16 protein-coding genes and 1 tRNA gene are annotated in these 23133 nt (G+C 67.4%); 11 read left to right on the top strand and 6 right to left on the bottom strand.

What is annotated here, in order from left to right; genetic code table 11:
* Positions 1-24: 24 nt before the first annotated feature.
* The 5 genes from F9C11_RS19335 to F9C11_RS19315 form a co-directional block, all read right to left on the bottom strand.
* Positions 25-1233 carry a ferritin-like domain-containing protein gene (locus F9C11_RS19335; protein ID WP_409186265.1) on the bottom strand — a complete coding sequence of 403 codons (1209 nt, stop codon included), beginning with the start codon at positions 1231-1233 and terminating at the stop codon, positions 25-27.
* A complete protein-coding gene (locus F9C11_RS19330; RefSeq protein WP_409186264.1) occupies positions 1230-2081 on the bottom strand; it encodes a phosphate/phosphite/phosphonate ABC transporter substrate-binding protein in 852 nt (283 codons plus the stop codon). The genes F9C11_RS19335 and F9C11_RS19330 overlap by 4 nt, the downstream gene beginning before the upstream one ends.
* 16 nt (positions 2082-2097) lie before the next feature.
* Positions 2098-3222 carry an acyl-CoA dehydrogenase family protein gene (locus F9C11_RS19325; protein ID WP_409186263.1) on the bottom strand — a complete coding sequence of 375 codons (1125 nt, stop codon included), beginning with the start codon at positions 3220-3222 and terminating at the stop codon, positions 2098-2100.
* Positions 3223-3413: 191 nt separating this feature from the next.
* Positions 3414-4178: an alanyl-tRNA editing protein gene (locus F9C11_RS19320; RefSeq protein WP_409186262.1), complete on the bottom strand. Its 765-nt coding sequence runs from the start codon at positions 4176-4178 to the stop codon at positions 3414-3416.
* Entirely contained in the window at positions 4175-5374 is a 1200-nt protein-coding gene (locus tag F9C11_RS19315; RefSeq protein ID WP_409186261.1) for a methyltransferase domain-containing protein, read from the bottom strand. Before F9C11_RS19315 ends, F9C11_RS19320 begins: the two co-directional genes overlap by 4 nt.
* Before the next feature lie 247 nt (positions 5375-5621).
* Here F9C11_RS19315 and F9C11_RS19310 point away from each other — a divergent pair, with 247 nt between their 5' ends.
* The 11 genes from F9C11_RS19310 to F9C11_RS19260 all read left to right on the top strand — a co-directional run bounded on the left by F9C11_RS19310 (position 5622) and on the right by F9C11_RS19260 (position 16375).
* The gene (locus F9C11_RS19310; protein WP_409186260.1) at positions 5622-6866 is read left to right on the top strand and encodes an MFS transporter; all 1245 of its coding nucleotides are present in this window, start codon (positions 5622-5624) and stop codon (positions 6864-6866) included.
* 81 nt (positions 6867-6947) lie between these two features.
* Positions 6948-8018, top strand: a complete 1071-nt coding sequence (gene selD / locus F9C11_RS19305) for a selenide, water dikinase SelD (protein WP_409186259.1) — start codon at positions 6948-6950, stop codon at positions 8016-8018.
* The gene (locus F9C11_RS19300; RefSeq protein WP_409186258.1) at positions 8015-8935 is read left to right on the top strand and encodes a phosphate/phosphite/phosphonate ABC transporter substrate-binding protein; all 921 of its coding nucleotides are present in this window, start codon (positions 8015-8017) and stop codon (positions 8933-8935) included. The genes selD and F9C11_RS19300 overlap by 4 nt, the downstream gene beginning before the upstream one ends.
* Positions 8932-10368, top strand: coding sequence for an L-seryl-tRNA(Sec) selenium transferase (gene selA, locus F9C11_RS19295; protein ID WP_409186257.1), 1437 nt, complete (start codon positions 8932-8934; stop codon positions 10366-10368). The genes F9C11_RS19300 and selA overlap by 4 nt, the downstream gene beginning before the upstream one ends.
* Positions 10369-10378: 10 nt before the next feature.
* Positions 10379-10467, top strand: a tRNA-Val gene (locus F9C11_RS19290).
* A gap of 255 nt (positions 10468-10722) precedes the next feature.
* Entirely contained in the window at positions 10723-12108 is a 1386-nt protein-coding gene (locus tag F9C11_RS19285) for a selenium-binding protein SBP56-related protein (RefSeq protein ID WP_409186256.1), read from the top strand.
* A 61-nt stretch (positions 12109-12169) separates the two neighbouring features.
* Positions 12170-12328 carry a DUF5993 family protein gene (locus F9C11_RS19280; protein WP_409186255.1) on the top strand — a complete coding sequence of 53 codons (159 nt, stop codon included), beginning with the start codon at positions 12170-12172 and terminating at the stop codon, positions 12326-12328.
* Positions 12329-12345: 17 nt separating this feature from the next.
* Positions 12346-12963, top strand: coding sequence for a disulfide bond formation protein B (locus tag F9C11_RS19275; protein ID WP_409186254.1), 618 nt, complete (start codon positions 12346-12348; stop codon positions 12961-12963).
* Between the two features lie 515 nt (positions 12964-13478).
* Positions 13479-14489, top strand: coding sequence for an iron-containing redox enzyme family protein (locus F9C11_RS19270; protein WP_409186253.1), 1011 nt, complete (start codon positions 13479-13481; stop codon positions 14487-14489).
* 65 nt (positions 14490-14554) lie between these two features.
* Positions 14555-15820 (top strand): MFS transporter, encoded by a 1266-nt coding sequence (locus F9C11_RS19265; RefSeq protein ID WP_409186252.1) that lies wholly within the window; start codon positions 14555-14557, stop codon positions 15818-15820.
* Between the two features lie 114 nt (positions 15821-15934).
* Entirely contained in the window at positions 15935-16375 is a 441-nt protein-coding gene (locus tag F9C11_RS19260; RefSeq protein WP_409186251.1) for a hypothetical protein, read from the top strand.
* A gap of 1000 nt (positions 16376-17375) precedes the next feature.
* Here F9C11_RS19260 and F9C11_RS19255 read toward each other — a convergent pair.
* Entirely contained in the window at positions 17376-23111 is a 5736-nt protein-coding gene (locus tag F9C11_RS19255; RefSeq protein WP_409186250.1) for an RHS repeat-associated core domain-containing protein, read from the bottom strand.
* Positions 23112-23133 lie beyond the last annotated feature (22 nt).

Below are 23133 nucleotides of genomic sequence, written 5' to 3'. Positions count from 1 at the left end.
GGCCTTGTACGGGCAGGGTTTCGATTACATGAAGTTGCGGGTGTGCAAAGAGGACAGGTCCGCGGCTTCGTCGGCGGGGAAGCCGAGATGGACCAGCCGCCGCTGCCGGCCGTCGTCCATTTCGGACTGCAGTTTCATGACCTTGTCGTAGCCGCGGGCGATCGCCTCCGGCGTCCACTGCCCGGCGGCCATGACGACGAGCGAGTCGAAAACGTCCTGGTTGAGCCCGGACGTGTCGACCAGTGCGTCGTAGCGGCGTTCGACCGCGGACCGCAGCCGCCCCCGCAGGGCCGGGTCGATCTGGGACTGGTGCTGCAGGTGGGCAACCCCGAAAGCGACGTGCCGGGCCTCGTCGCGGCGGGCGAGGCGGGTGACCTGCCGGGTCACCGGGTCCGGGGCGTGTTTGTCCAGGAACTCGAGCAGGTTCAGGAAGCTGCCCTCGCCGAGGACCGACAGCAGGAACGAGGCGAGGGAGAATTCGGCTTCGGTCAGCAGCGTGGCCAGTGATTCCCGGCCGCTGGCCGAGGACGTGCCCATCTCGCCGCCGCGCAGGAGCGCGCGGCGGGTGAAGACTTCCATGTGGCGGGCTTCGTCGGCCGCTTGCACGGCGAGCAGCTGGAGCACTTCCCGGAAGTGGGGGTGGATCCGGCCCAGCAGCCGCGCGGGGATGACCAAGGCTGCCTGCTCGTTCTCGATGAGGTAGGTCATCACCTGGACGACCGCTTGTTCCACCTCGGGCGCGAGCGTGAATTCCGCTTTCCAGTCCACTTCGGTGTCGGGGTTCCATTGGGCTGAGACAGCGTGCGCGTAGAGCGAGGGCGCGATCTCGGCCCACACCAGGTCGCGGTGGGTGATGTCGAACGGCGGTGTCGGGCCGCCTTGCTCGATCAGCGCGCCGCGCGCGGCCAGGCCCCAGTCCGGAGCCGGGTCGCTGACGATCCCGCTGGGATGGGGCCCGCCGGCCCGCTGGGCGCCGGCCCACCGGTCGAGATCGGCGCGGCCCCGGATCACCCAGGCTCGGACGCCGAAGTCGGTGTCGAGGGCCGGGCGGACGCCGTGCCCGTTCTGGCGGCACCAGGTTTCCAGGTGCACGACCAGCGCGGGGTCGCCGCCGGTGACGCCCAGTTCGTCGCCGGGCCGCAGCCCGCGCAACGCCTGCTGCACGAGCAGGTGGGCGCCCCGCTCGAAGCTGAGCGTCTCCAGGTCGAGAATGCCGGGCGGCGCGGTCGTCATGGCCGGTACTCCCGGGCGGTGACCCGGCCTTCGGCATCGTAGAAGGCCTGTTCCTCCACGGCGGCGTCGAGCAGGGCGTACCCGCTGCTGCGGCCTTCGTGCCATGCGGTGAGCCCCTCCAGATCGAACAGGGGCCGGACCTCGGGGTCGGTGTACGACATCGACAGCAGCAGCTGGCCGAGCTTGCGGACCTCGTCTTGGGGCGCGTCGTCGACGACGCTGAGGTTGCAGTGGTCGTAGGCGGGGGTCTGGGCGAGCACGCGGGTGCTTCCGGCCGGGAGCGTGCCTTCCTTGCCGAAAAGCAGGTGGTTCATGTCGATGATCGCGGCCGCCTCGATCTCGCCGGCCAGCAGCGCTCGCGCGGCGTCGCGTTCGCCGCCGATGTGGTCGCCGTGCAGGCCGACGCCCACGTCGAACCGGCGGACCGTGAGGTTCTCGCCCGGGACGAGGCCCGCCTCCCGCAGGAACGAGCACGGGATCAGCGTGGCCTGCGGCGAGTCGACGGCACCGACCCCGACAGTGACGCCTTCCAGGTCGGCGACCTTCTCGTAGGGGGAATCGGCGCGGACGATGATGACCGAGGTCAGGTTCCGGTCGGTGTCGCGCATGACCAGCGGCGTGAGCTGCCTTCCGTTGGCGCTGGCCAGGCGTTGCGCGCGCAGCCAGGCCAGCGGCGAGTTCCAGGCGGCGTGGATCTTCCCGGCCGCGAGGTCCTCGACCTGGCGTTCGTAATGGGAGTACAGCACGAAATCGAACGAGAGCCCGCGGTTTTGCAACCAGGACCGGAACCCGTTCCAGATCGTGACGACTTTCGGGTCGTAGGCGACTGCGCCCATCAGCAGAGTCATGACATCCCCTCCGTAGTCAGAACAGCGGCAGGCCGAGGCTGGCCCGGCCGACGAAATCGCGCAGTGCTTCCGTGGTCGGCGCCATCACCCTGGCCGCCAGCGAGTCGCGGAATTGCCGTTCGACGCCCAGTTCCTTGCGGAACGCGGAGCCGCCGCACAGCCGCATCACGCCGTCGGCGACCTCCGAGGCGCCCTCCGCGGCGACGGCTTTCACCTGCAGCACCCGCAATGTCGCGTCGTCGCGTCCTTCGGCCAGCGCGGCGAGCGTGTCGCGCAGGAAGGCGCGGACCTCGTCGGTCCGGGTCAGCAACCGCGCGAACCGTTCGCGGTGCTGCGGCTGCTCGGCCAACGTCTGGTCGAGGTGGGCGAGGCGGGTTCCGGTCAGGTGAGCCGACGCCTTCGCGATCAGCGACTGCATCAGGCCCAGGGAGAAGGCCGCGTTCAAGACCAGGAAATGCGGAAGAGCCGACTGCAGCGCGAGGTCCAGGCCCGCGCCGTCGCTGCCGAGCATCGCCGAGGAAGGCACCTCCACCGCCTGGCCGGCGACAGGGTTGGAGGCGTTGCCGCGCAAGCCCAGCCCGTCGAACTTCCCCCGCACCGTCAGTCCCTTGGCGTCGCTGGAGACCAGCCACAGCGTCATCGGTCCCTCGGCCGCCACCGGGCGGCTCGACCACACGTAGCTGTCCGCCTCCCCGGCCGCGGTCACCCAGCTCTTCTGCGCGTCGAGAACGACCCGGTCGCCGCCGTTCGCGGTCGCCGACCCTTGCGGGGCCCAGAAATGGCTGCGGGAACCCGTTTCGGAGAACGCGAGCGTGCTCAGGTGGCGTCCTTCGCCGATGGCCCGGCGGGTGTCGCGGTCGCCGTGGGCTTCGATCAGCGCGGTGGCGGCGTAGTGCATCAAGGTGACCATCGCCGTCGACCCGCACGCGCCCGCCAGTTTCTCGATCACGTGCGCGGCGTCCGCGAGGGAACCTCCGGCCCCGCCGACGTCGCTCGCGCTGATCAGCCCGAGCAGTCCGGCCTTCCCGAGGGCGTTCACGCCGTCGCGGGGGAATTCGCCGGACCGGTCGACCCGGTCCGCTTGCGGGGCAACGGTTTGCTCGACCACGGAGGCAACAGCGGTCGCATGGTCAAAAGACATCAGGCTTCCTCCCCATCACGCCCTCGGACCGCAACGGCCTGCCGCGTGGCGCCCCCGGAGAGCGTCCGACCCGCCCCAGCCCTCAACGCTTCAATACTCCATGGTTATTTGGACAAAGGCCACGGTAGCGAGTTCCGACCCGGCATGTCCAGAGCCAGTTGGACGGTAAGTAATCGATTTTGCGTGCAGCGTCACGGGGCGAGCGCGTCGGCGCGCGGGCGGGGCGGCGCGACCCGGTCGAGTTCGATGCGCAGTCGCCGTTTGCCTGTGCCGCGGGACTGATTGGCGGTGACGCGCAGCGCGGCGACCTCGCGAGTGCTGGCGACGTGAGTGCCGCCGTCGGCTTGCCGGTCCAGGCCAGCGATCTCCACGACACGGATTCTGTCGAGTCCGGCGGGGACACGGTTGGTTTTCGTGCGGATCAAGTCGGGTCGGCTGAGGAATTCCTCCGGTGGCAGAAAGGACACGCTCACCGGCCGGGCCGCGGCGATCTCGCGGCGCAGAGCCTCTTCGAGACGGTCGCCGAAGGACTCGCCTGAGACGGTCTCGTCGGCGGCGGCCAGTTCGAAGTCGACTCGTCCGCGCAGCGGCTGCATGCTGCGGCTGAGGATGACGCCGCCGTAGTCGCGTCCCACCACGCCCGCGAGCAGATGCAGGCTGGTGTGCGTGCGCATCAGCGCGTAGCGGCGGTCCCAGTCGAGAACGCAGCGCACCTGTTCGCCCTCGCCGGGCTGCGGCCCGTCGAGCAAGACGGCTATCCCGTCGTCGTCGCGCCGGAAGCCGGTCACCTCGGCGGTTCCGGCCTGTCCGGTCACCGCGCCGGTGTCGGCGGGCTGCCCCCCGGCACCGGGAAAGAAGGCCATGCGGTCGAGGTGGACGCCGCCGTCGGTGCGCTCCAGCACGCGGGCGGTGAACTCCGCCAGATACGGCTCGGTCTGGTACAGCAGCGTCGTCACGAGGCGGCCCGCCGTCCCGCGCGCGACGCTGGTACCGACCAGCCGTCCGGCACCAGCAGCGGACCGCCTGGGAGCGGATGGCGGGCCATCGGCGCGGACCAGTCGCCGATAGCGGGACGGCCGCAAGCAGACCAGGCGGAGCACAGATCCGCCAGGTCGTCGGCCAGCGCGGCGGCGTCGGGGCCGGTCGCGTGCACCGCGCCGCCGCGTTGGACGACCGCCGCCCCGGCGGCGTCCTCGGCCAAGAGCGCAGCCGTTCCGTCGGCGGGATCGAGCCCGGCGAAATGTGCCTGTGTCATCCGGGTGCTGCGCGCGGCGAGGAAGAACCACAAGTCGCCGTAGTCGTCACCGGTCATCCGCGGCAGGACCTGCTTGCTCACGATCGGCTCGGGGAACGGGCCCTGGGCGAAGCGGGCCGGGTGCGCTCCGGGGAACGGCTGGTACAGCGCCCCGCCCGCGAGCATGAAGTCGGTCCAGGGCCCGACGCCCGTCGCGCGCAATCGTCCGCGTTCACGACGGAATCGCACGAGCGGGTGCGCGCCGCCGTGCGCGAAAGGAGCCAGGACGAACCCGCCTGGGGCGAGTTGCTCGCCCCAGGACGGAGGAACGCCGCGGATGCCGCAGCTGGCAAGGATGCGGTCGTAGGGGCCGCGCGCGGGATGCCCGTCGTAGCCGTCGCCCACTACTGTCACGACACCGTCGACGCCGCACCGCCGCAGCGCCTCCTCGGCATCGGCGATCACGTCCGGCTGCACGTCGAGCGAGACCACCTCGGCTCCGGTGACGGCCTGGATCAGGGCGGCGTTGTAGCCGATCCCGGCACCGATCTCCAGCACTCGCGTTCCCGGCGACAACTCCAGCGCGCCGAGGATCCGCGCCAGCAGGGACGGCCGCGTGGTCGCGCTGACCAGCTGCCCGCTGTCCTCGTCGATCTTGAACGCCAACGGGTTGTCTCCGTAGACCACGTCGAGAATTTCCTCCGGAACCGGCCCCTCGGACGGCATCTCGTGCCACTGCTGGTGCCGGAACCGGGCCAGGAAGAGGTGGCGGGGAACGGTTGCGAACGCGCGCTCGACTGCGTCGTCCCTGATCGCCCCGGCCCGGCGCAGCATCCGCGCGTAGTCCGCGAGCCGGTCGGCCGGTCCTCGCGCGAGTCGGTGCGGGGCCGCCGCGGCCGCAGCTGGTCGATCATCCATCCGTCCAGTCAAACCGACAATCCCGCAACAATCCAGAGATGTCTGGAATATTGCGAGAGAATCGGGGGCACGGGCCGAAAGCTGGCCGCAGGGAGCAGCGTGCGTGCCCGCCCGGACGCTCCGGGACTCGATCTGGGGGATGTTCACCAGGCTGTTGCGGTGATTCATGGAATTATGGTTTATCTCGTGCGGGACCCGTCGCGGGATTCCGCTCCCGCCGGAACCCGCCGAACCTCGAGGAGCCGTGGTGGTCACAGTGGTCGATGTCCGTGCCGTGCAGCGCCGGACCATCCGGGTCCTGATCGGGGCGCAGATGGTCTTCGCCGTCGTGATGGCGATGGCCTCGCCAGTCGCGGCGCTCCTCGCGCAGCAGATCACCGGGTCGGCCGGGCTGGCCGGGCTCGCCCAGGCGGCCACCGTCGCCGGAGGCATGCTGGCCTCGGTCCCGCTCGCCGAGTTCACCGCCCGCAGGGGCCGGAGGCTCGGGGTGGCCGCGGGGTATCTCGTCGGCGCCGTCGGGGCCGCGGCCGTGGTGCTGGGCGGGGTCGCCGCCAGCTATCCGCTCCTGTTCGCCGGGTCGCTGCTGACGGGCACCGCGGTGGCGGCCGGGCTGCAGGCGAGGTTCGCCGCGACGGACCTGGTCGAGCCGGAACGGCGCGGGCGGGCGATCGGGACCGTGGTGTGGGCCTCCACGATCGGGGGCGTGGTGGGCCCGTCCCTGGCCGGGCCGTCGGACTCGGCTTCGGCGGTGCTGGGCCTCCCGCAGTTCACCGGCCCGTTCCTGGTGATCGGGGCGGGACTGGTGCTGACCGCGGCCGCGACGTTCGTGTGGCTGCGGCCCGATCCCTTGCTGCTGGCCCGTTCCCTGCGCGGGGAAACGCACGGCCCCCGGGGGCAGGGCGTCCTGCGGACCGCTCGCGCACTGGCGGGCAACCCCGCCGCCCGGCGGAGCCTGGTCGCGATCGCCGTCGTGCACGCGGTCATGGTGTCGGTGATGAACATGGCGTCGCTGCATCTGCACCACGGCGGCAGCACCCTGCGCGTCGTCGGGTTCGCGATCAGCGTCCACCTGGCGGGGATGTTCCTGCTGGCCCCGCTGTTCGGCTGGCTGTCCGACCGGTTCGGCGGCCGCCGGGTGCTCGCCCTCGGGCTGCTGCTCCTGCTCGCCTCCGCCGCGGTGCTGCAGAGCACGAGCGGGCACGACACCGGCCTGGTGATGGCCGGCCTGCTGTTGCTGGGCCTGGGCTGGTCGGCGGGCTTCGTCGCGGGTTCGAGCCTGCTGACCGCGTCGGTCGAAGAGGAACTGCGTCCCCGGGCGCAGGGCTTTTCCGACCTGCTCATGCAGGCGGCCGCGGCGGCCGGCGGCCTGCTCGCCGGCAGCGTCGTCGAATTCTGGGGCTATCCATGGCTGGCGCGCATCTCCGCCGTCCCGGTCGCCCTCGTCGCGATCTGGCACCTCCTCGCCGGGCGGCACGCCGCCCGGACCGCGTGACCCGGCCGGTCGTCTTCCCTTCGACCCGAACCCCTGCTACGTTCCCTATATCTAATCCTCCATAAAACTTTGGAGAATAGTATGGTGGCTGCGTCCGAACGCGTGAGACTGACCGAGCTGTCCACGGGGGCCGGGTGTGCGTGCAAACTGCCCCTGGAGAAGCTCGACGACCTGTTCTCGTCGTTCCGCGAGGGCCTGGCACCGGCATCGGACGATCTGCTCGTCGGGGCGCTCGACGGCGACGACGCGGCGGTCCTGCGGCTGGACGCGGAGCGGGCGCTGGTGCTGACCACCGACTTCTTCACGCCGATCGTGGACGACCCCTACGACTGGGGCCGCGTGGCGGCGGCCAACGCGCTGTCGGACGTCTACGCCATGGGCGGGCGCCCGCTGATCGCGGTCAACCTCACCGCGTGGCCCGGCGAGGTACTCCCGATGACGCTGTTGAACGACGTGCTCCGCGGCGGCGCCGATCTCGCCGCGACCGCGCAATGCCAAGTCGTCGGCGGGCATACCATCGACGACGCGGTGCCCAAGTACGGCATGGCAGTGCTGGGCATCGCCCACCCCGAACGGCTGCTGGCGATCGACCGCCTGCGCCCCGGCGACCATCTGGTGCTGACCAAGCCGCTCGGCACCGGGGTGATCACCACGGCGCTGAAGAACGCCGCAGCCGACGACGCGGTCGTGCGCGCGGCCGTGGACTCGATGACCACGCTCAACGCCGCGGCCAGCGAAGTCGCCCTCGCGGCCGGGGTCCGCGCCGCCACCGACATCACCGGCTTCGGACTGGCCGGGCACCTGCACCGGATGTTGCGCGCGAGCGGCGCCGCCGCCGAACTCGACGCAGCGAGCGTGCCGCTGCTGCCGGGCGCGCTCGAACTGGCCGCCCGGTTCGTTCCCGGCGGCACCCGGGCGAACACGGCCTACCTCGCCCCGACGGTCGACGTCGACAGCGACGTGCCCCACGACCTCGCGGTGCTCCTGCACGACGCGCAGACCTCCGGCGGCCTGCTGCTGGCCGTCCCCGACGACCCGGCCAAGCTGATCGCGGCGCTAGCCGCGCGCGGGATCGACGCTCCGGTGATCGGCAAAGTCGTCGAGGGACAGCCCGGCCGGGTGCGCATCCGCGGCGGTGCCGCGACACGATGACCGGCCTCCGTTCGTCCCGACTGCTCGGTTCCGCGCTGCTGGCCGCGGCCTTGCTGACGTCCTCCGGGTGCGGCACCGCCCGCGCTCCGGGTCCCGCAGGCGTGCCCGACCCGCTGCGGATCGGGCTGAGCCCCAGCATCCTGCCCGCGCTGCAGCGCGAGACCTACCAGCCGCTCGCCCAGTATCTGCATCAGCGGCTCGGCGTCGAGGTGGTCTTCTCCGCTCCCGTCGACGAACCCGCGGCGTTGCGGGCGCTGCGCGACGACGCGGTCGACGTGGCCCGCCTCGACGCGCTGACCTACGCCGGAACCGATCCTCAGGATTCGCTAGCGCCGCTGGTCACCGAAGTCGACGCCGAGACCGGAAACCCGCGGTACCTCTCCGCGCTCGTCGTCCGGCACGGCAGCGGTGTGCGCAGCGTCGCCGACGTCGTCCGCGCCGGAGCCCGGATCGCTCTGGGCGGCCCGCACTCGGCGGCCGGCGACCTGTACCCCCGCGCCATGCTCCGCGACGCCGGCGCGGCGTGCCCCGGTCCGCCGCCACAGCAGTGCATCGCCGCGGCGGCAACGCTCGTGACTGGCACCGGCTACAACACCGCGCGCGCTGTGCTGGACGGCACGGCCGGCGCGGGCGGGCTGGCGTTGCGGACCCTGCACCGGCTCGAACGCGACCGCGCCGTCCCCGCCGGAGCATTCGACGTGCTCCGCACCCACCTGGTGCCGGGCAGTCCGTGGGTCGCTCGCCGCGGGCTCGGCGCCGCCGCTCAGAACGCGATCGCCGCCGCGTTCGAGTCGATCTCGGCCCCCAGCCTGCTGAACCTTCTGCAGGCGCGCGGCTACGTCCCGGCTCACCCAGCGGACTACCGGGAGCTGCGCGCCGACGCCGAACGCCTCGGAACCGGGGAGGCCACGCCATGACCGCACCCGACCCGCGCCGCGCACTGCCCAAAGTGGACACGCTGCTCACTCATCCGCTGCTGGCCCCGTATCGGGACGAGTGGGGCAGGGCACCGCTCGCGGGCGCCGCGCGGCACGTGCTCGACGCCTGCCGCACCGCGATCGGCCGCGGGGAACCGGCACCCAACGCCGATCTGCTGGCCCAGCGCGTCGTCGAGCACCTCGACCTCACCGGCGCGCGCCGAGTGCGTGCCGTCATCAACGCCACCGGCGTGGTGCTGCACACCAACCTCGGCCGGTCTCCGCTTTCCTCCGCAGCGCGCGAAGCCGTGCTCGCCGCCTCCGGATACTCCACTGTGGAATTCGATCTCGCGACCGGCGGGCGCGGCAAACGCGGCCAAGCCGCCCACGCGATGCTGCGCACGCTGACCGGCGCTCCCGGCGCGCTGATCGTCAACAACGCCGCGGCGGCGCTGCTGCTGAGCCTCGGCGCACTCGCCCGCGGGAAGGAAGTCGTCGTCTCCCGCGGGGAACTCATCGAGATCGGCGGGGAATTCCGGATACCGTCCATCATGGAGGCAGCCGGCGTCACCCTCGTCGAAGTCGGCACCACCAACCGCACTCATCTGCGCGACTACGCCGAGGCGATCACCGATCGCACCGCGCTGCTGCTGCTGGTGCATCCGTCCAATTACCGCATCGAGGGATTCACCGCCTCGCCTTCGCTGCCGGAACTGGCGGCACTCGCCCGCCAGCACCGGATCCCGCTACTGCACGACATCGGCTCCGGCCTGCTGCACGGAACGCTGGGCGAGGAACCCACCGTCGACGACAGCCTCCGAGACGGCGCGGATCTTGTCGTCTTCTCCGGAGACAAGCTCTTCGGAGGCCCGCAGGCCGGCATGGTCGTCGGCGCCGAGGACCTCGTCGCCGGGCTCGCCCGCCATCCGATCGCCCGCGCCGTCCGCATCGACAAGCTCACCCTCGCCGCGCTCGAAGCCACCCTCCTTGCGCACCTGTCCGGCAGGCGGGACCAGGAACTTCCCGTCTGGCGCTCGCTGCGCATGGGCTGGGACGATCTCCACCCGCGAGCGCAGCGACTCGCCGCCCGCCTCGGACCAGGCGCCGAGGTTCGGGAGGGGGCCAGCACCCCGGGCGGCGGCAGCCTCCCCGGCCAGACGATCCGGAGCCCGCTCGTGCATTTGACTCCCCGAAGCGACAGCGAAGCGGCGACGATGGCCCGGCTGCGCCACGGTGATCCCCCGGTTATCGCGCGTACCGAAAAAGGCCGTCTCGTCATCGACCTGCGCACCGTCGACGAAGACGACGACGACACGCTCGCCGCCGCACTGCTGCGCGCGCTGCAGACTCCGCCCGCGCTCGGCAACGGCTCCGGACCGGCGACCACCGCATCGACAGAAAGCGAGGACCGAACCCAGCACGCGACCTCGTGAGATCGCACAGGGAGGTGAGGAGTCCTGGTGGACTCTCCGCGGCCACGCCGCGGAAGGCGCTCTGCGCCTGGCGGGTTCGATTCCCGGCCACCTCCGCCACTCTCCCGATGGCGCAGAATCCGGAGAATTCTCCGTCCTGCACTGCGGAAATTGCCCCTCAGAACACCACGCGGAGATTCTTTTCCACCAGTCGCGCACAGGGCGCTACTCCTTTGCGGGCAACCCTGTTCGGGCGCTCTTCTCGCGCCCGCCGACCGCTGCTAACGTCCACTACTACCGAAATCCAGTTATTTATGGATAAGTCGCAGGCGGCGGGGCCGTCGCGCGAACCGTGGTGTCGCGAGGAGAAGTCCCATGAGCACACGGACCGACCCGACGTTCTACCGCACGGCGAGCCACGCCATGTCCGGCCCGCCTGAACGGCATGGCTACGTGGTCACGCTCGACCCCAGCGGAAACCGGCCGGACGCGTTGAGCGTGCTGGACCTCGACCCGGAGTCGGCGACCTACGGGCAGCTCACCGGACGGCTCGACATGCCGAACGTCGGGGACGAACTGCATCACTTCGGGTGGAACGCCTGCAGCGCGCACCTGTGCCCCGGTTCGCCGCACCATGACGTCGAGCGCCGATACCTGCTCGTGCCCGGCCTGCGCTCGTCGCGAATCCACGTGGTCGACACGAAGCCCGACCCGCATCGGCCGCGCCTGGCGAAAGTGATCGAACCGGACGCCGTCGCAGCGGGCTCTGGCTACAGCAGGCCGCACACCTTCCACTGCGGTCCCGACGGAATCTACGTCAGCGCCCTGGGTTCGCCCGACGGCTCCGGCCCCGGCGGCCTCTTCCGGCTCGACCACGAGACGTTCGACGTCCAGGGGCAATGGGAGACCGACCGGGGCCCGCAGTACCTCGCTTACGACTTCTGGTGGCACCTCGGGCACAACGTCCTGGTCAGCAGCGAATGGGGCACGCCGGAGATGGTCGAGAACGGTCTTGACCCACAACGGCTGCTCGCCCACGAATACGGCCACCGCATCCATCTGTGGGACCTGCGGACGGGACGGCACCTGCAGCAGCTCGACCTCGGAGCCGAGCACCAGATGGTGCTGGAGCTGCGCCCGGCGCACAATCCGTCGAAGACGTACGGATTCGTCAACGCTGTCGTGTCCACAAAGGACCTTTCGTCGTCGGTCTGGGCATGGCACCGCGACAACGGGAACTGGGCGATCCGCAAAGTGATCGAGATCCCCGCCGAACCGGCTGACGCGGACCGCCTGCCTCCGGCGCTGCAGCCGTTCGGCGCGGTCCCCCCTCTGGTCACGGACCTGGTGCTGAGCCTGGACGACCGCTATCTCTACGTCGCCTGCTGGGGCACCGGAGACCTGCGCCAGTACGACGTCTCCGATCCCTTCGCGCCGAAGCTGACCGGCACGATCAGACTCGGCGGCATCGTCTCGCGCGCCCCGCACCCCCGCGGCGGCGGCCCTCTCAACGGCGCGCCGCAGATGGTGGAACTCAGCCGGGACGGACGCCGCCTGTACTTCAGCAATTCGCTGTACTCGTCGTGGGACGACCAGTTCTATCCCGACGGCTTGCGCGGATGGATCGCCAAGGCCGACATCGCCGAGGACGGCCGCATGACCCTCGACGAGAACTTCTTCGTTCCCTTCGAAGGAGAACGGCCCCACCAGATCCGGCTGGAGGGCGGCGACTCGTCCTCCGATTCCTACTGCTACTCGTGAACGCGGCCCCGGCTCGTCCGCCTGCATCCTTTGTTCGCCGCAACGCAACGGAGCGTCTCACATGGACACCATCATCATGGTCGGGATTTTCGGGTTATTCCTCGCCGCGACGAGAAAATGGTCGCGGCCGAAACTGATCGGACTGTGGGCTGTCGCCGTCGTGGCCTGTCTGCTGCTGTTCTGGCATCACGCGACCTCGCCGCTCAACCTCAACTTCTGACCCGAGGGAGCCTCGCCATGACTGCGACAGCCACCGCGGCCGCGCCCACTCGCCCGGCAAACCGTCTCGGCTTCGTCCTGCTGCACATCTACGTCCTGGGCATCTGCGCGGTCCTGCTCGGCGGCTTCCTCGTCCAATTCGGACGCGGCGAATACCCGTGCCCGCTGTGCATCCTGCAACGGATGTTCATGATGCTGGCCGCGCTCGGACCCGTGTTCGTCATCGCGCGATCGCGCACCCAGGCCGTCTCCACCCGGGAATTCGCCGCCGGGTACGGGATGAGCGTCGTGGCCAGCGTGTGCGGAGCCGCGGTCTCGGCCCGCCACATCATGCTGCACATCAAGCCGCCGGACGCCGGATACGGCAGCACTGTCTGGGGCCTGCACCCCTACACCTGGGCCTTCATCACCTTCACCGTCGCGATCCTGGCCGCCGGCGGCAGTCTCGCGCTCGCGCGCGAACTCGAACCGTTGGACAGCCGCAGCACCGCCCTGTCCACGACCGTGCTGTGGATCTTCGGCGCGATCGTGCTCGCCAACCTGCTGGCGGTGTTCGCCCTCGAAGGACTGCACTGGTTCCTCCCCGGCGACCCCGTCCGCTACCAGCTGCTCTACGACCTCGGGATCGCCTCCTAGGCAAAAGGCGCGTCCGCGCAATCCGGGAACAGCCGCGTGGGAGCAACCGGGCAATTCGCCGCCCGGTTGCTCCCACATGCGGATTCGCCACCTGCGAATACCGCAGAAAATTTGATACGGCACAGCCTTACTGGAATCGCGACATGCCCCAAACGTAGGTACGGTCATTTATTTGCCGTGCGGGTTGCGGGGGCGGTGCACAGAGCGGCATACTGGCGAAAATCGAGCTGTCAGCTCACATTTTGATCACTGGGGTCTTGGGGAACATCCCGCACTGGTCTCGCCCGGAATCGCGGGCGGTCGCATTGAGGGAATGGGGGGAGGTGAACCACGTGAAGGTCATCATCAAGCCGGTCGCCAAGCCGCAGCTGTCGAAGATCGCCGGTTCCACCCGTTGTGGCTGACCCTCGCGGTCACTCGTGACCGGCCGCTGACGACCGGTCATCGCCGCTGCGGTGCGGGCATACCGCGCTCGCACCGCAGCCCTGCCGTCTCGCACTTTCCGGAGGCTCACCGTGACGTCCACACAGGACCTCGACTTCAAACCCAGGCTGCGGCACTGCACTTTCTTCCAGCCGGAGGAAGGCCCCGTCATCATGATCGTCGGGGAGCGGCACTTCGAGATCGAGCAGAAAGGCGCCGACTTCGACACCTTCCTCAACTTCAAGCGCTATCTCGACGGCCGCCACACGATCAAGGAAATCTCCGAAATCACCGGCATTTCGCCCGAGGATGCGATCGGGATTGTCAACGGGTTCGCCGAGCAAGAGCTGATTCGTGTCGAAGACGAGTCGCTCGACAAGATTCCGGTTCCGGTCTTCCTCGACCAGATCGACCGCTCCACCGGGATGTGGAGCGAGCAGATCGGCTTCCACCGGTTCTGGTCGAGCCTGGAGAACCAGCGTTACCGCAGAGAGGTCTTCCTCGGGTTGATTCTGGAGACCTACCACTACATCAAATCCGCCAGCCGCCACATCTCCACCGCGATCGCGCACTGCACGGACCCGGCATGGGAACACCAGCTGTCGGAGTACCTGTCGGAGGAATACAACCACGCGTGGATGGCGCGCGACAGCCTGCTGCGCATGGGCCTGTCGCGGGACGAGGTCGAGAACGCCCATCCCGTCATCGGGACCTGGTCGCTGATCAACAACCTGTGCGAGATCGCCCGCGGCGACACCCTGGGCTACCTCGCCTGCACCAAACTGTTCGAAGCACGGGACTCCGAGACCCTGGACGGCGCGAACGACCTGCAACGGCTGGCCGTGGCCTACGGCTATCCCGAAGACTGCCTGGAACCGTTGGTGTCGCACGTAGCCGAGGACGTCAACGCCAACCACACCGGCTTGCTCGAGGAAGCCCTGGAAGGACGCGACTACGTTCCCGCCGCCCAGGCGCACCGCGCGGTGAACAACCTGCACGACCTGAAACACTCGTTCGACCAGTACTACTACGGCATCGCGCAGTACTACTCCGACATCTCCAACTACATCCCCCGCCTGAAGGTCGACTACTTCAGCCTGTGAACGATCGCCGCCGCCCGCGTCCCGGACCCCCGCTCCGGGACCCGGGGAAACCACCGCGCACCGGCATGGGCAGCAGCTTCTGGCGGCTGTTCGGCGCATACGCGATCAACACCGTGGGCGACGAGTTCTACGCGCTCGCCCTGCCCTTGGTGCTGCTCGCATCCGGCTACCCAGGCGCGTCGGTCACGTTCCTGTTCGGCGTCCTGACCGCATCGACCGTCGCGGCCGGATTCGTGGTCGGCTACCTCGTCGACCGCTATCCGCCTCGCGGCATCCTGACCACCTCGTACCTCGCGTCCGCCGCGATCCTGTCCCTCGGCGTCGGCGCGGTGGCAGCGGGCGCAGACGGCTACGCGGTCGCGTTGGCCGGAGCAGCGATCCTCGGAGTGTTCGCCGCGCTCTCGGCCGCTGCGGTCGATGCCGGCATCCCCCGCACCGTGGCGCGCGAAGGCCAGGCCGGCCGCGGCTACTCCCTGGTCGAATCCGCGCGCACGGCCGCTCTCATCTTCGGGCCCGCCTGCGCCGGGCTGGTCACCTTGATCTCCAACCTGCTCTGGGTGCTCAGCGCCAACGCGGGCTCGTTCCTGCTCGCCGCCGCGATCTCCCACACGCGCGACACCGCCGCGCGCCGCCGTCGCGCCCCCAGCGAGCCCGTGTTCGCGATGATCCGCGACGGCCTCCGCGCGGTGCTGCGCAACCGCGCCCTGGCCATCGGCATCGGACTCAGCTTGCTCGCCAACATCACTCTCGGAGCCGAGCAACCGCTGTTCCTGACCCGGTTCGTCCGCGACTTCGGAGTCTCCGGCGTGCTGACCTCCGCCGTGGTCATCGCCGCGGGCCTCAGCGCCATCGCCACCTCGCTCGCGCTGCCCCACCTGGCACGACGGCTCACCGCCCGCACCGCGATGATCTGGTCGTGCGTCGCCAGCGCACTGGCCGCCGCGGGCATCGGACTGACCACCAACCCGCCGCTGGCCGCTGTCCTGTACTGCGTCCTGTGCGCCTCCACCATCAGCTACAACGTCTACTGGCGCACCTACCGGCAACAGGCCGTCCCTGCGGACCTGCTCGGCCGCGTCTCGGCCACCTGCCGAAGCCTGGCCTACAGCGGCATCGTCCTCGGCACCGCCCTCGTCGGCGCATTCCAGCAAGCCGGCGCCACCACCGGCCTCCTGTTCACCGTCGGCGGCCTCGCGTGCCTGACCGGCATGCTCATCGGAGCATTCCCGTCCCGGGCGCTGTTTTCCGCGAAACGACCCATCCGCGACAACCGCACCGAAAGTCCGCCGGCTCCAGGCGACCAGCGCCCAGAACAACCACGACACCACTGACCCGAGAGGCGATCCTCGACGAGCGCGCTGGCAGTTGCGATCCAGAGACCCCGCCGCTGGACCGTCGTACGCCGTCCCGGCGGCATGATCGACAGAAGTGGAGAGCCGTCGCACGTGTCCGATCCCGACCGCGGGCTGCAGGAGTACCTGTTCGGCGGGGTCGTCGGGCTCCGGGAGAAGGAACAGCTCGCCGGGTTGCTCTCGAGCCTCCGCGAAAGCGGCGCGTTGCCCACCGAGGTTCATGTCGACCCGCTTCCGACGTACTACCCTAAGCTTCGCGAGCTGATCACGAGGGTCATGCGTCGGCCTGATCGGGTCCTATCGGCGCTCCGGCTGCTCGAAGTACTGACCACGGTTACCGCGCTGGGTCAGCGTGTTGAACCAGCCGATCTCGGTTCGCTGCACGAAGACTTGGCCGCGAAGCAGGCCGCCGACGTTGTCCAGTTCCTCGTGAGCGTCACTGGCCTGCACGACGGTTTCCGAGCGCGCGCACGATCGTTGCTTTTCGGCGAACCGGTGCCGGGTTCGCCTGAGCACGCCTCGATCCCCATGTGATGCACGAACTATCCGGACATTGCTGGCATTCCACGGGAACCCGACGACGTTTCAGCTGCCGACAAATCTGCCTCGCGTGCCCGGCCCGAACAGCATGCCTCGAATAAGCACTGGCCGAGTACGGCCATTGGGGACACCGAAAGGACTCGCTCCTGACGAGTGCGAACTTTAGTGCCGGCCCGAACCGCGTTCGCATCCTGCCAGCCCATAGGGCCAAAGCCCGCTGCCAACTGCAACATCACGCTAAATGGCGGCTCGGTTGCTCGAACCTATTAGTCCGCACACCCGGCCTGCTGAAGGCTCGACGACGAGTCGGCTAGCAAATACCGGAACGTTTCTCGTCGCTGATCGCCTCCGCGAGGGCTGAGACGAGGAGTTCGGCGGCGGGCGGAGTGACGGCGTTGCCGTAGCCACATACTTGATCGCGGCTACGGCCACGCCACGTGCCAAGCAATCGCGCGACAAGTCATGAAGTTTTTTCGCCTGCCCTGACGAGCCTATTTTTCTATCAGTGCCCGAACCCGATTGTTCATCATAAAGACACGCCTGTGCATATAACCAGGCCACCGGACGTCTGTTTCACCAACGTAAACGTTCGTCAAAATTTCAACCGATTGACTAATTATTTCATAGTTCTGAGCCTCGATGTCAACAATCATGTCCTCAATATCATCGTTGAGCTCAGGCGTCTCCTTCCGAACACACATGTGAATAACAATAGAACGAGGCAATGCTTCTATACTCACCGCCAGAACCTCGGGCCCATAGCATGCCTGCGCCGCTTGCACGACCATTATTAACGCATGATTCTCCCAATCAAGGCCAGCCGGCGCATCCGGACTCCTGCTGATCACGGGATATTCGTCCGAACGACTCACAAGGCACCATCTTCCCAGCAAAAGAACTTAACCATCTTCTACCCGAGACAGTAACACAACGCAGATCCCGGCGCGACACTTAAGAGTCCAGGGCCGCGGCCTCTCCTCCGCGCCATTCACAACTAGCCGCCCCACATCGGATTAGCAGGAACAATACTCGGATGCTCACTACCCTTGATGAAGAACACGTTTGTAGGCTGATCCATATGACCAGTTCCCTTATTACTATTGTAACCAGTTACACCATTGTAACGCACCACAACATATCCAGCACTCGAGTACCCAATAACCTTGGCCTCACCGGAATGAAAGGCCGACAAAACCTTCCTAGCGTCATCAACCGACTTGACGTAACCACCACCAACGTGTTTGGGGTGACCTTCCAGGTGCCTGTCTTGTTTTTGCACGCTAAGCCTCTCGCTGATCCGCTGAAGATCACCCGTAACACCTCTTCCGTCGGTGATAAACCTTGGAATCCTGACGTTCTTCCCCAGCGCGGCGGCACCAGCGGCGCTGGCAGCGCCGAGCGCGACCGAAACCTGACACTTCGACCAGTCGGGGCATCCTTCTTCTTCGTTGACGGCGTACGAGAACCCCTGCATCCAGCTAACACAGTTGTATTCACTGACATTATTCTCATTGCATTGGTTCTTTATTTCTACAAGGCCGGCCATCGGGCCGTTTTCCTCGTAAGCTTCCAATGCCAGCTTCATGCGCTCCCGATACGATCCGCGACGCCGCTCCGCCAGACTTGAGACCGTCGGAGTGTAATCGATCGACTCCCGTTGCTTCGGAGTCTTTCGCTGCACACGCAGAGCACCCTTCCGCTCCAGTTGATCGTGCGTGTAGTGGCCGTTGATGTCCGCACCGTATCCGCCGCCCACGGTTCGAGCCGCCGGGTCGATTCCGCAGTCCCCAAGACGTCCGATGCAACGGCCGACATCATTGTATTCGTTCAGCCCGCTAGGATCGCTCTTCATGATCGGACTGTTGCTGGAGTAGCTGTACCCGTTGATCTGCTGAGGATTTCCCGGATCCATGACCGGGTCGGCAGACAGGAACCGCTCGAGGTCGGGGTCGTACTCGCGCGCGCCCAGCTGTACCAGTCCTGCGGATGAGTCGTTCACACCGCCGACAAAACCTCGCGTTCCCGGCATTTGCGCATCAGCGCCTCGCTGCGCCCCGAAGGGTTCCTGATACTTCAGGCGAACCGTCAGGTCCGTCGACTTGATCGCGATCTTCGAAGTGCCCTGATGATCTTCGGCGATCCAGTCGAGAACACCGTGCGCGCGCACCGCCACGGCCAGCCCGCCGTGAGCATAGTATCGGGTAGTCGACGCTTTGTCGGTCGTGCGGTCGACACGAACCTCCTGTTGTCCCAGGTACAACGTGGCACCTTCCGCGTCGCGGCGGATTAGGCGCACACCGTCAGCGTCATACAGGAAGCTGGTCTTGGACGTTCCCTCGGCTATCTCGCTCACCTGGTTTTCAAGAGACCATTCGAGCGTCTGCTGCGCACTGCTCCCCGGTCGGGTTTTAGTGTTGCCGACCTCGTCATAGGTAAATTGCGCGTCCTGCTGTCCGGCAGAGCTTCTCGTGTTCAGCAAGTGCGGCCGAGCAGCACCCGGCTCCGCATAGGTGTACTTCCGGATGACATCGCCGGACGTCGCGTGCCGAGTGTCGGTCAGCCTGTTGCCGGACTTGTCGTAGGTGAATGACTGCCAATAAGGAGCTGGACCCGCAAGGGCAGCAGCCGAAGGGTCGTTGCCGCACGCTGCGGCGGGCGGAGTCCAGGCGTCAGTAAGACGCTGCAGGTAGTCGTAGCGGAAGCATTGGGTGTCACCAGGCTGGTCTTGCGGAGTGTTGGAGATCGAGGTGACGTTTCCGGCCGGGTTGTAGGCGTAGTGGGTGTCCGCCTGCATCGGGTGCGGAACTTCCGCGTCGACGATGGACCGGTCGAGCCGCCTGGTGTGGTCGTCGTAGTAGTACGACTGCCACACCCGGTGGTCGCCTCGGCCGAGTTGCAGTCGCTGGATCTCGCCGTACCTGCTGTAGTTCGACTCGGTCACATAGTCGTCGGTGCCGGTGGTCGTGAGCGGGTGGCCGAGGTCGTCATAGACGTAGAGCATGCTTTCGGTGGCCAAATCTCCCGCTGCGGGGAAGCTGGAGCCGCCGAGGCTGCCGTCCGGGTTGTACGACAGGAAAGTCTGGTACGAGCCAGCCAGTTTAGGTCCTTCGCTGGCGGGAATGGTGACGGTTTGGATCGCCGGCTGATAGAGCGGCGAGTACGCATTGACTTTGTTGGTGTAGGCGTTGCCGTTGACCCAGCGGGTGGAGCTGGCCAGTTGTCCGATGCCCTTGAACGCCGTGTCGTAGGCCCACTCCGCGAGTTTGGTGCCAGCGGTGCTGTCCTGGTAGATGCCGGTCTTGCGGCCGAGGGAATCGTAACTGTAGGCGAGGGTGACGTTACGGGCGTCGGTGGCGCTGGTCTGCTGACCGAGCTGATTGTAGGTGTACTTCGCCGTGCCGCGGTCAGGGTCGTCAGCTTGCGTCAGCTGACCATGGAGATCGTAACTGTAGGTCCAGTGGTTGCCGCTCGAGTCTGTGACAGAGGCGAGCTGATCTCCGGTCGTGTAGGTGTAAGCGGTCTCGTCATAATCGCCTGTCGGCTGCGGACCGTGGTACTGACGCAGTGCACGCGTGTGTCCGCGGGCATCGGTGACTGTGGTCGTGGCCACGCCGCCGGCCGGTGGCGTCACACTGATCCGGTCGCCGCCGTAGGCGGTTGTAGTACGCCACTTCTCAGTGCCGCCCGCTTGGTAGACGGAGGCAATTGTTCTGCCCACGCCGTCGAACTCCTTGGTCGTGAAACCGGGGATTTCGGTGTCGCTTGCCACCCAGAGCTTCGTGTCGACGTTCTGGTCGTTGTAGAAAGGCTGGGTCGTCTTGTAAGCCCGGTTCTGGGAGTCATACCGGGTGTCGACGAGCGTGCGACCGCCGCCAGGAGCAGGTTCCTGCACCTGCCGCGGTCGGTAAAAGCTGTCGTAAATAGCGGTCGACGTAGTGAACCGGCCGTTGGCGGTCACATTCGTCGTCGAAACGGCGCTTGGCCCATCATTCCTGATGTCGTATGCGTAACGGATGCTTCCTTGCGGATTGTCGGAGCGCGGCCGATTCGGCTGCCACACCTCGGCGTCGCGCCCGAGCGAGTCGTAGGCGACCTCCGTGACACGTCCATTCGCGTCAGTTGTGGTCTTGGGCGCGCCCCACCCGGGCTCGAGCATCGTGGTCGTCTTCTGCTTGAGTGCGTTGGCGGTGTCCAGTTGGGTGACCGGCCCACCGGTCGCCGGAGTGTACGTGCTGGTAGCTTCGTGACCGGCGGCGTCGGTCACCTTTGTGGTGCGGCCATAGAGATCGTGCTCGGTCCTCGCGGTAGTCCGGTAGACCGGCTTCCCCGCGTTGTACGCGTCGAGATCTTGAGCGAGCGTGACGTCTCCGGCAATGGGTGCGGCACCGGGGGCTTGATTGTCGTACGTCGACACCGTGCCGGAAATAGCGTCGCGCGGGTAGACCGGAGGTGTTCCGCAAGCGATTGCGATGTTTTCGACCCGGGACGGGTAGGAGATCATCCACAGTGCGGTGTTTTGCGCGTACGTCGTCGTAGTGCAGCGGTCGTCGGCAGTGTCTTTGACATCGCCGAGATCGTTGACCTGGGTGGGCAGTCCGTTAGCGTCGTATGAGGTCGTCGTCTTCGTAGTCCGCCAGCCGCCAGCGGCGAGTGCCTTGAAGCTCCGCGAGGTACCCGGGCGCACAATGTAGGCGTTGAACGCGCCTCGGGTCGCCGTCGGGCCCTGCCAGCTGGGTTCGCTGATGGTCTTGTTGACGACGGGCCCGTTCGCGCCGTTTTTCGTGATGGTTTCGAGCGTGTACCCCTGCAGCCAGTCTTCGTCGAGATGGCTGCCGTTCTCGTCGTCGGAGACCGAGACCGAACGGGTGCCGTTGTTGGGGAGCTTGTCCCCATTCATCCCGCGGAAAAAGCGGGATTCGGCATAGGTCTGAGGTCCAGCCGGGTCGTCTGGTCGTCCGTTTCGGACGATCACCTTCCCGAAGCCGCGGAACTCGTTCCAGGTCTTCTTGTCATCCGCCGTGAACTCGGACGTGCTGTAGTGCCAGGCAGCGCCCTCCGGATACTCGTAGCTGGTGAGCTGCTCGGTGCTCGAACTGATCCGATCGGACTGGACGACCGACGAGACGACGTACTTCTGGAAGTAGTCAGTCCGCTCGGCGAAGTACCTCGGTGCCCAGGTCGTCGGGTAGCAACGTTTTGTGTTCGTCTCGGGATTCGCGGGCAAGGACGTCGCGGTGCAGTCCGGGTCGGCGTAGTTGACGGTCGTGACGCCGCCTGACTCGGAGACGATGGCTGATAGGCGATAGCGGTTGAGCGGTCCGATGCCATCGGCTTTGTCGACGCGGTTGGCGAGGTGCTTGCCTTCGAACGTCACCGGCGGGAGCGAGATCGGCGTGCCCACCAGACCGGTTCGGGTAATGCTCTTCAACCACAGCGCCGCTTTCTCGCCATCGCCAGGGTCCGGGAACTGCTGATCGAGGGACCAACTGTTCACGTCGGTATAGCCGGCGCCCGACCGTACCTGAGTCGTGATCTTGGCGAGGCGTTTCGTCGACCAGAACGTCGGGCTGGGGTGCTCTTTGCAGCTCGCGGTGTCGCACCGGTCGGAAAGCGGCACGTCCGGCCAGTTTTCGGGTTTGTCGAAGGTGCATTGGCTGCCCGGGACGCATCGGTCCGCCGTTGTGAAGACGACCTTGCCCACGGCCGGTGCGGAGACATGGGTGTTCAGTCCGTACTGGATCTCCCGCAGGGTTCCGCCGCGGACATAGGAAACCGGGGTGTCCTTGCCGTTCTGGCCGTAGTTGTTGGTCTCGACGTCGTAGGTGTAGAGGATCTCGTTGCCGTGCGGGTCAATGACCTTGTCGAGGTTCCAACGGTAGCCCTGGACGCAGGACGATTCCTCGAAATTGCCGCTCGCGGCATGACAGGGTTCGCCAGCATCGTCACCGTAGACCGGGACGGTCCAGGTGGAGTTCGCCGAGGCGGTCGAGCCGAAGAAGTACTGGGTGCCGTCAGTGGTAGTGATCTTCCAGGACTCGCCGTCCTTGGCGCCGTTTCCCGCACCGGTCAGGTGCTCGATCCGTGCGCCAGTGTCGCTCCGTTGCCGCCACACGTTCTTCGCTGTGTCGTGGATCAGCATGCCGCCGGAACCGTTGTAGGCCGCAGTTGCGTTGTCGGACTTCCAGCACAGGTCGCCGACCTTTGGCGGCGTGGTGCCGCCTTCCTTATCGTCGCGACACGAGCCGTAGGTGCGTTCGACGAACCCCGGTGCGAGGTCCCATCCGTCGCCGATCCACGATGCCTGGTTGTTCGTGGCGCTCGTGCGTCCGTCCACTGCGGACGATGAATAGGACAGTCCGAGGTTCGGGGTCAGGTCTCCGGGCACTGGCGGGACTTCGAGCGGGTAAGACCAGCTGAAGTCGCCGGTCTGCGCGCTCACGTCCCACGTCGCGGACGGGCTGAGGGAGGTCGCCTTGGAGTTTCCGCCGCCGTCCGGCGCGGTCGATCCGGCCGGCTGGTTTCCGCGCAGTGCGCGAGTGGATGCCTCGTCCGGAGCGCGGGGCGTCATTGTCTGCTGAGTCACGTTGGTGGACTTGACGTTCGGCAGCGGAACGCTGGGTCCCCCGGCCGCGCTCGCGATGTTCTCGGTGCTGACGGCGGTGAGCACGAGTGAGCAGATGAGCGCCGCGGTGATGCCGCGACGAGTGCGGTGCGTCGGCGACTTACGCATGGTTCCTCCAGGCTGGGCAGGA

The organism is Amycolatopsis sp. VS8301801F10 (genome assembly GCF_046195355.1).
Taxonomy (GTDB): Bacteria; Actinomycetota; Actinomycetes; order Mycobacteriales; family Pseudonocardiaceae; genus Amycolatopsis.
The sequence above is the reverse complement of the archived record's forward strand: the minus strand, read 5'-3'. Positions and strand labels throughout refer to the sequence as shown.

Excerpts from the sequence above, each read along its gene's own strand:
- F9C11_RS19325 (WP_409186263.1), bottom strand. The coding sequence starts at position 3,222 with ATGTCTTTTGACCATGCGACCGCTGTTGCCTCCGTGGTCGAGCAAACC.
- F9C11_RS19315 (WP_409186261.1), bottom strand. The coding sequence starts at position 5,374 with ATGGATGATCGACCAGCTGCGGCCGCGGCGGCCCCGCACCGACTCGCG.
- selD (WP_409186259.1), top strand. The coding sequence starts at position 6,948 with ATGGTGGCTGCGTCCGAACGCGTGAGACTGACCGAGCTGTCCACGGGG.
- F9C11_RS19275 (WP_409186254.1), top strand. The coding sequence starts at position 12,346 with ATGACTGCGACAGCCACCGCGGCCGCGCCCACTCGCCCGGCAAACCGT.
- F9C11_RS19335 (WP_409186265.1), bottom strand. The coding sequence starts at position 1,233 with ATGACGACCGCGCCGCCCGGCATTCTCGACCTGGAGACGCTCAGCTTC.
- F9C11_RS19265 (WP_409186252.1), top strand. The coding sequence starts at position 14,555 with ATGGGCAGCAGCTTCTGGCGGCTGTTCGGCGCATACGCGATCAACACC.
- F9C11_RS19285 (WP_409186256.1), top strand. The coding sequence starts at position 10,723 with ATGAGCACACGGACCGACCCGACGTTCTACCGCACGGCGAGCCACGCC.
- F9C11_RS19330 (WP_409186264.1), bottom strand. The coding sequence starts at position 2,081 with ATGACTCTGCTGATGGGCGCAGTCGCCTACGACCCGAAAGTCGTCACG.
- F9C11_RS19255 (WP_409186250.1), bottom strand. The coding sequence starts at position 23,111 with ATGCGTAAGTCGCCGACGCACCGCACTCGTCGCGGCATCACCGCGGCG.
- F9C11_RS19300 (WP_409186258.1), top strand. The coding sequence starts at position 8,015 with ATGACCGGCCTCCGTTCGTCCCGACTGCTCGGTTCCGCGCTGCTGGCC.
- F9C11_RS19280 (WP_409186255.1), top strand. The coding sequence starts at position 12,170 with ATGGACACCATCATCATGGTCGGGATTTTCGGGTTATTCCTCGCCGCG.
- selA (WP_409186257.1), top strand. The coding sequence starts at position 8,932 with ATGACCGCACCCGACCCGCGCCGCGCACTGCCCAAAGTGGACACGCTG.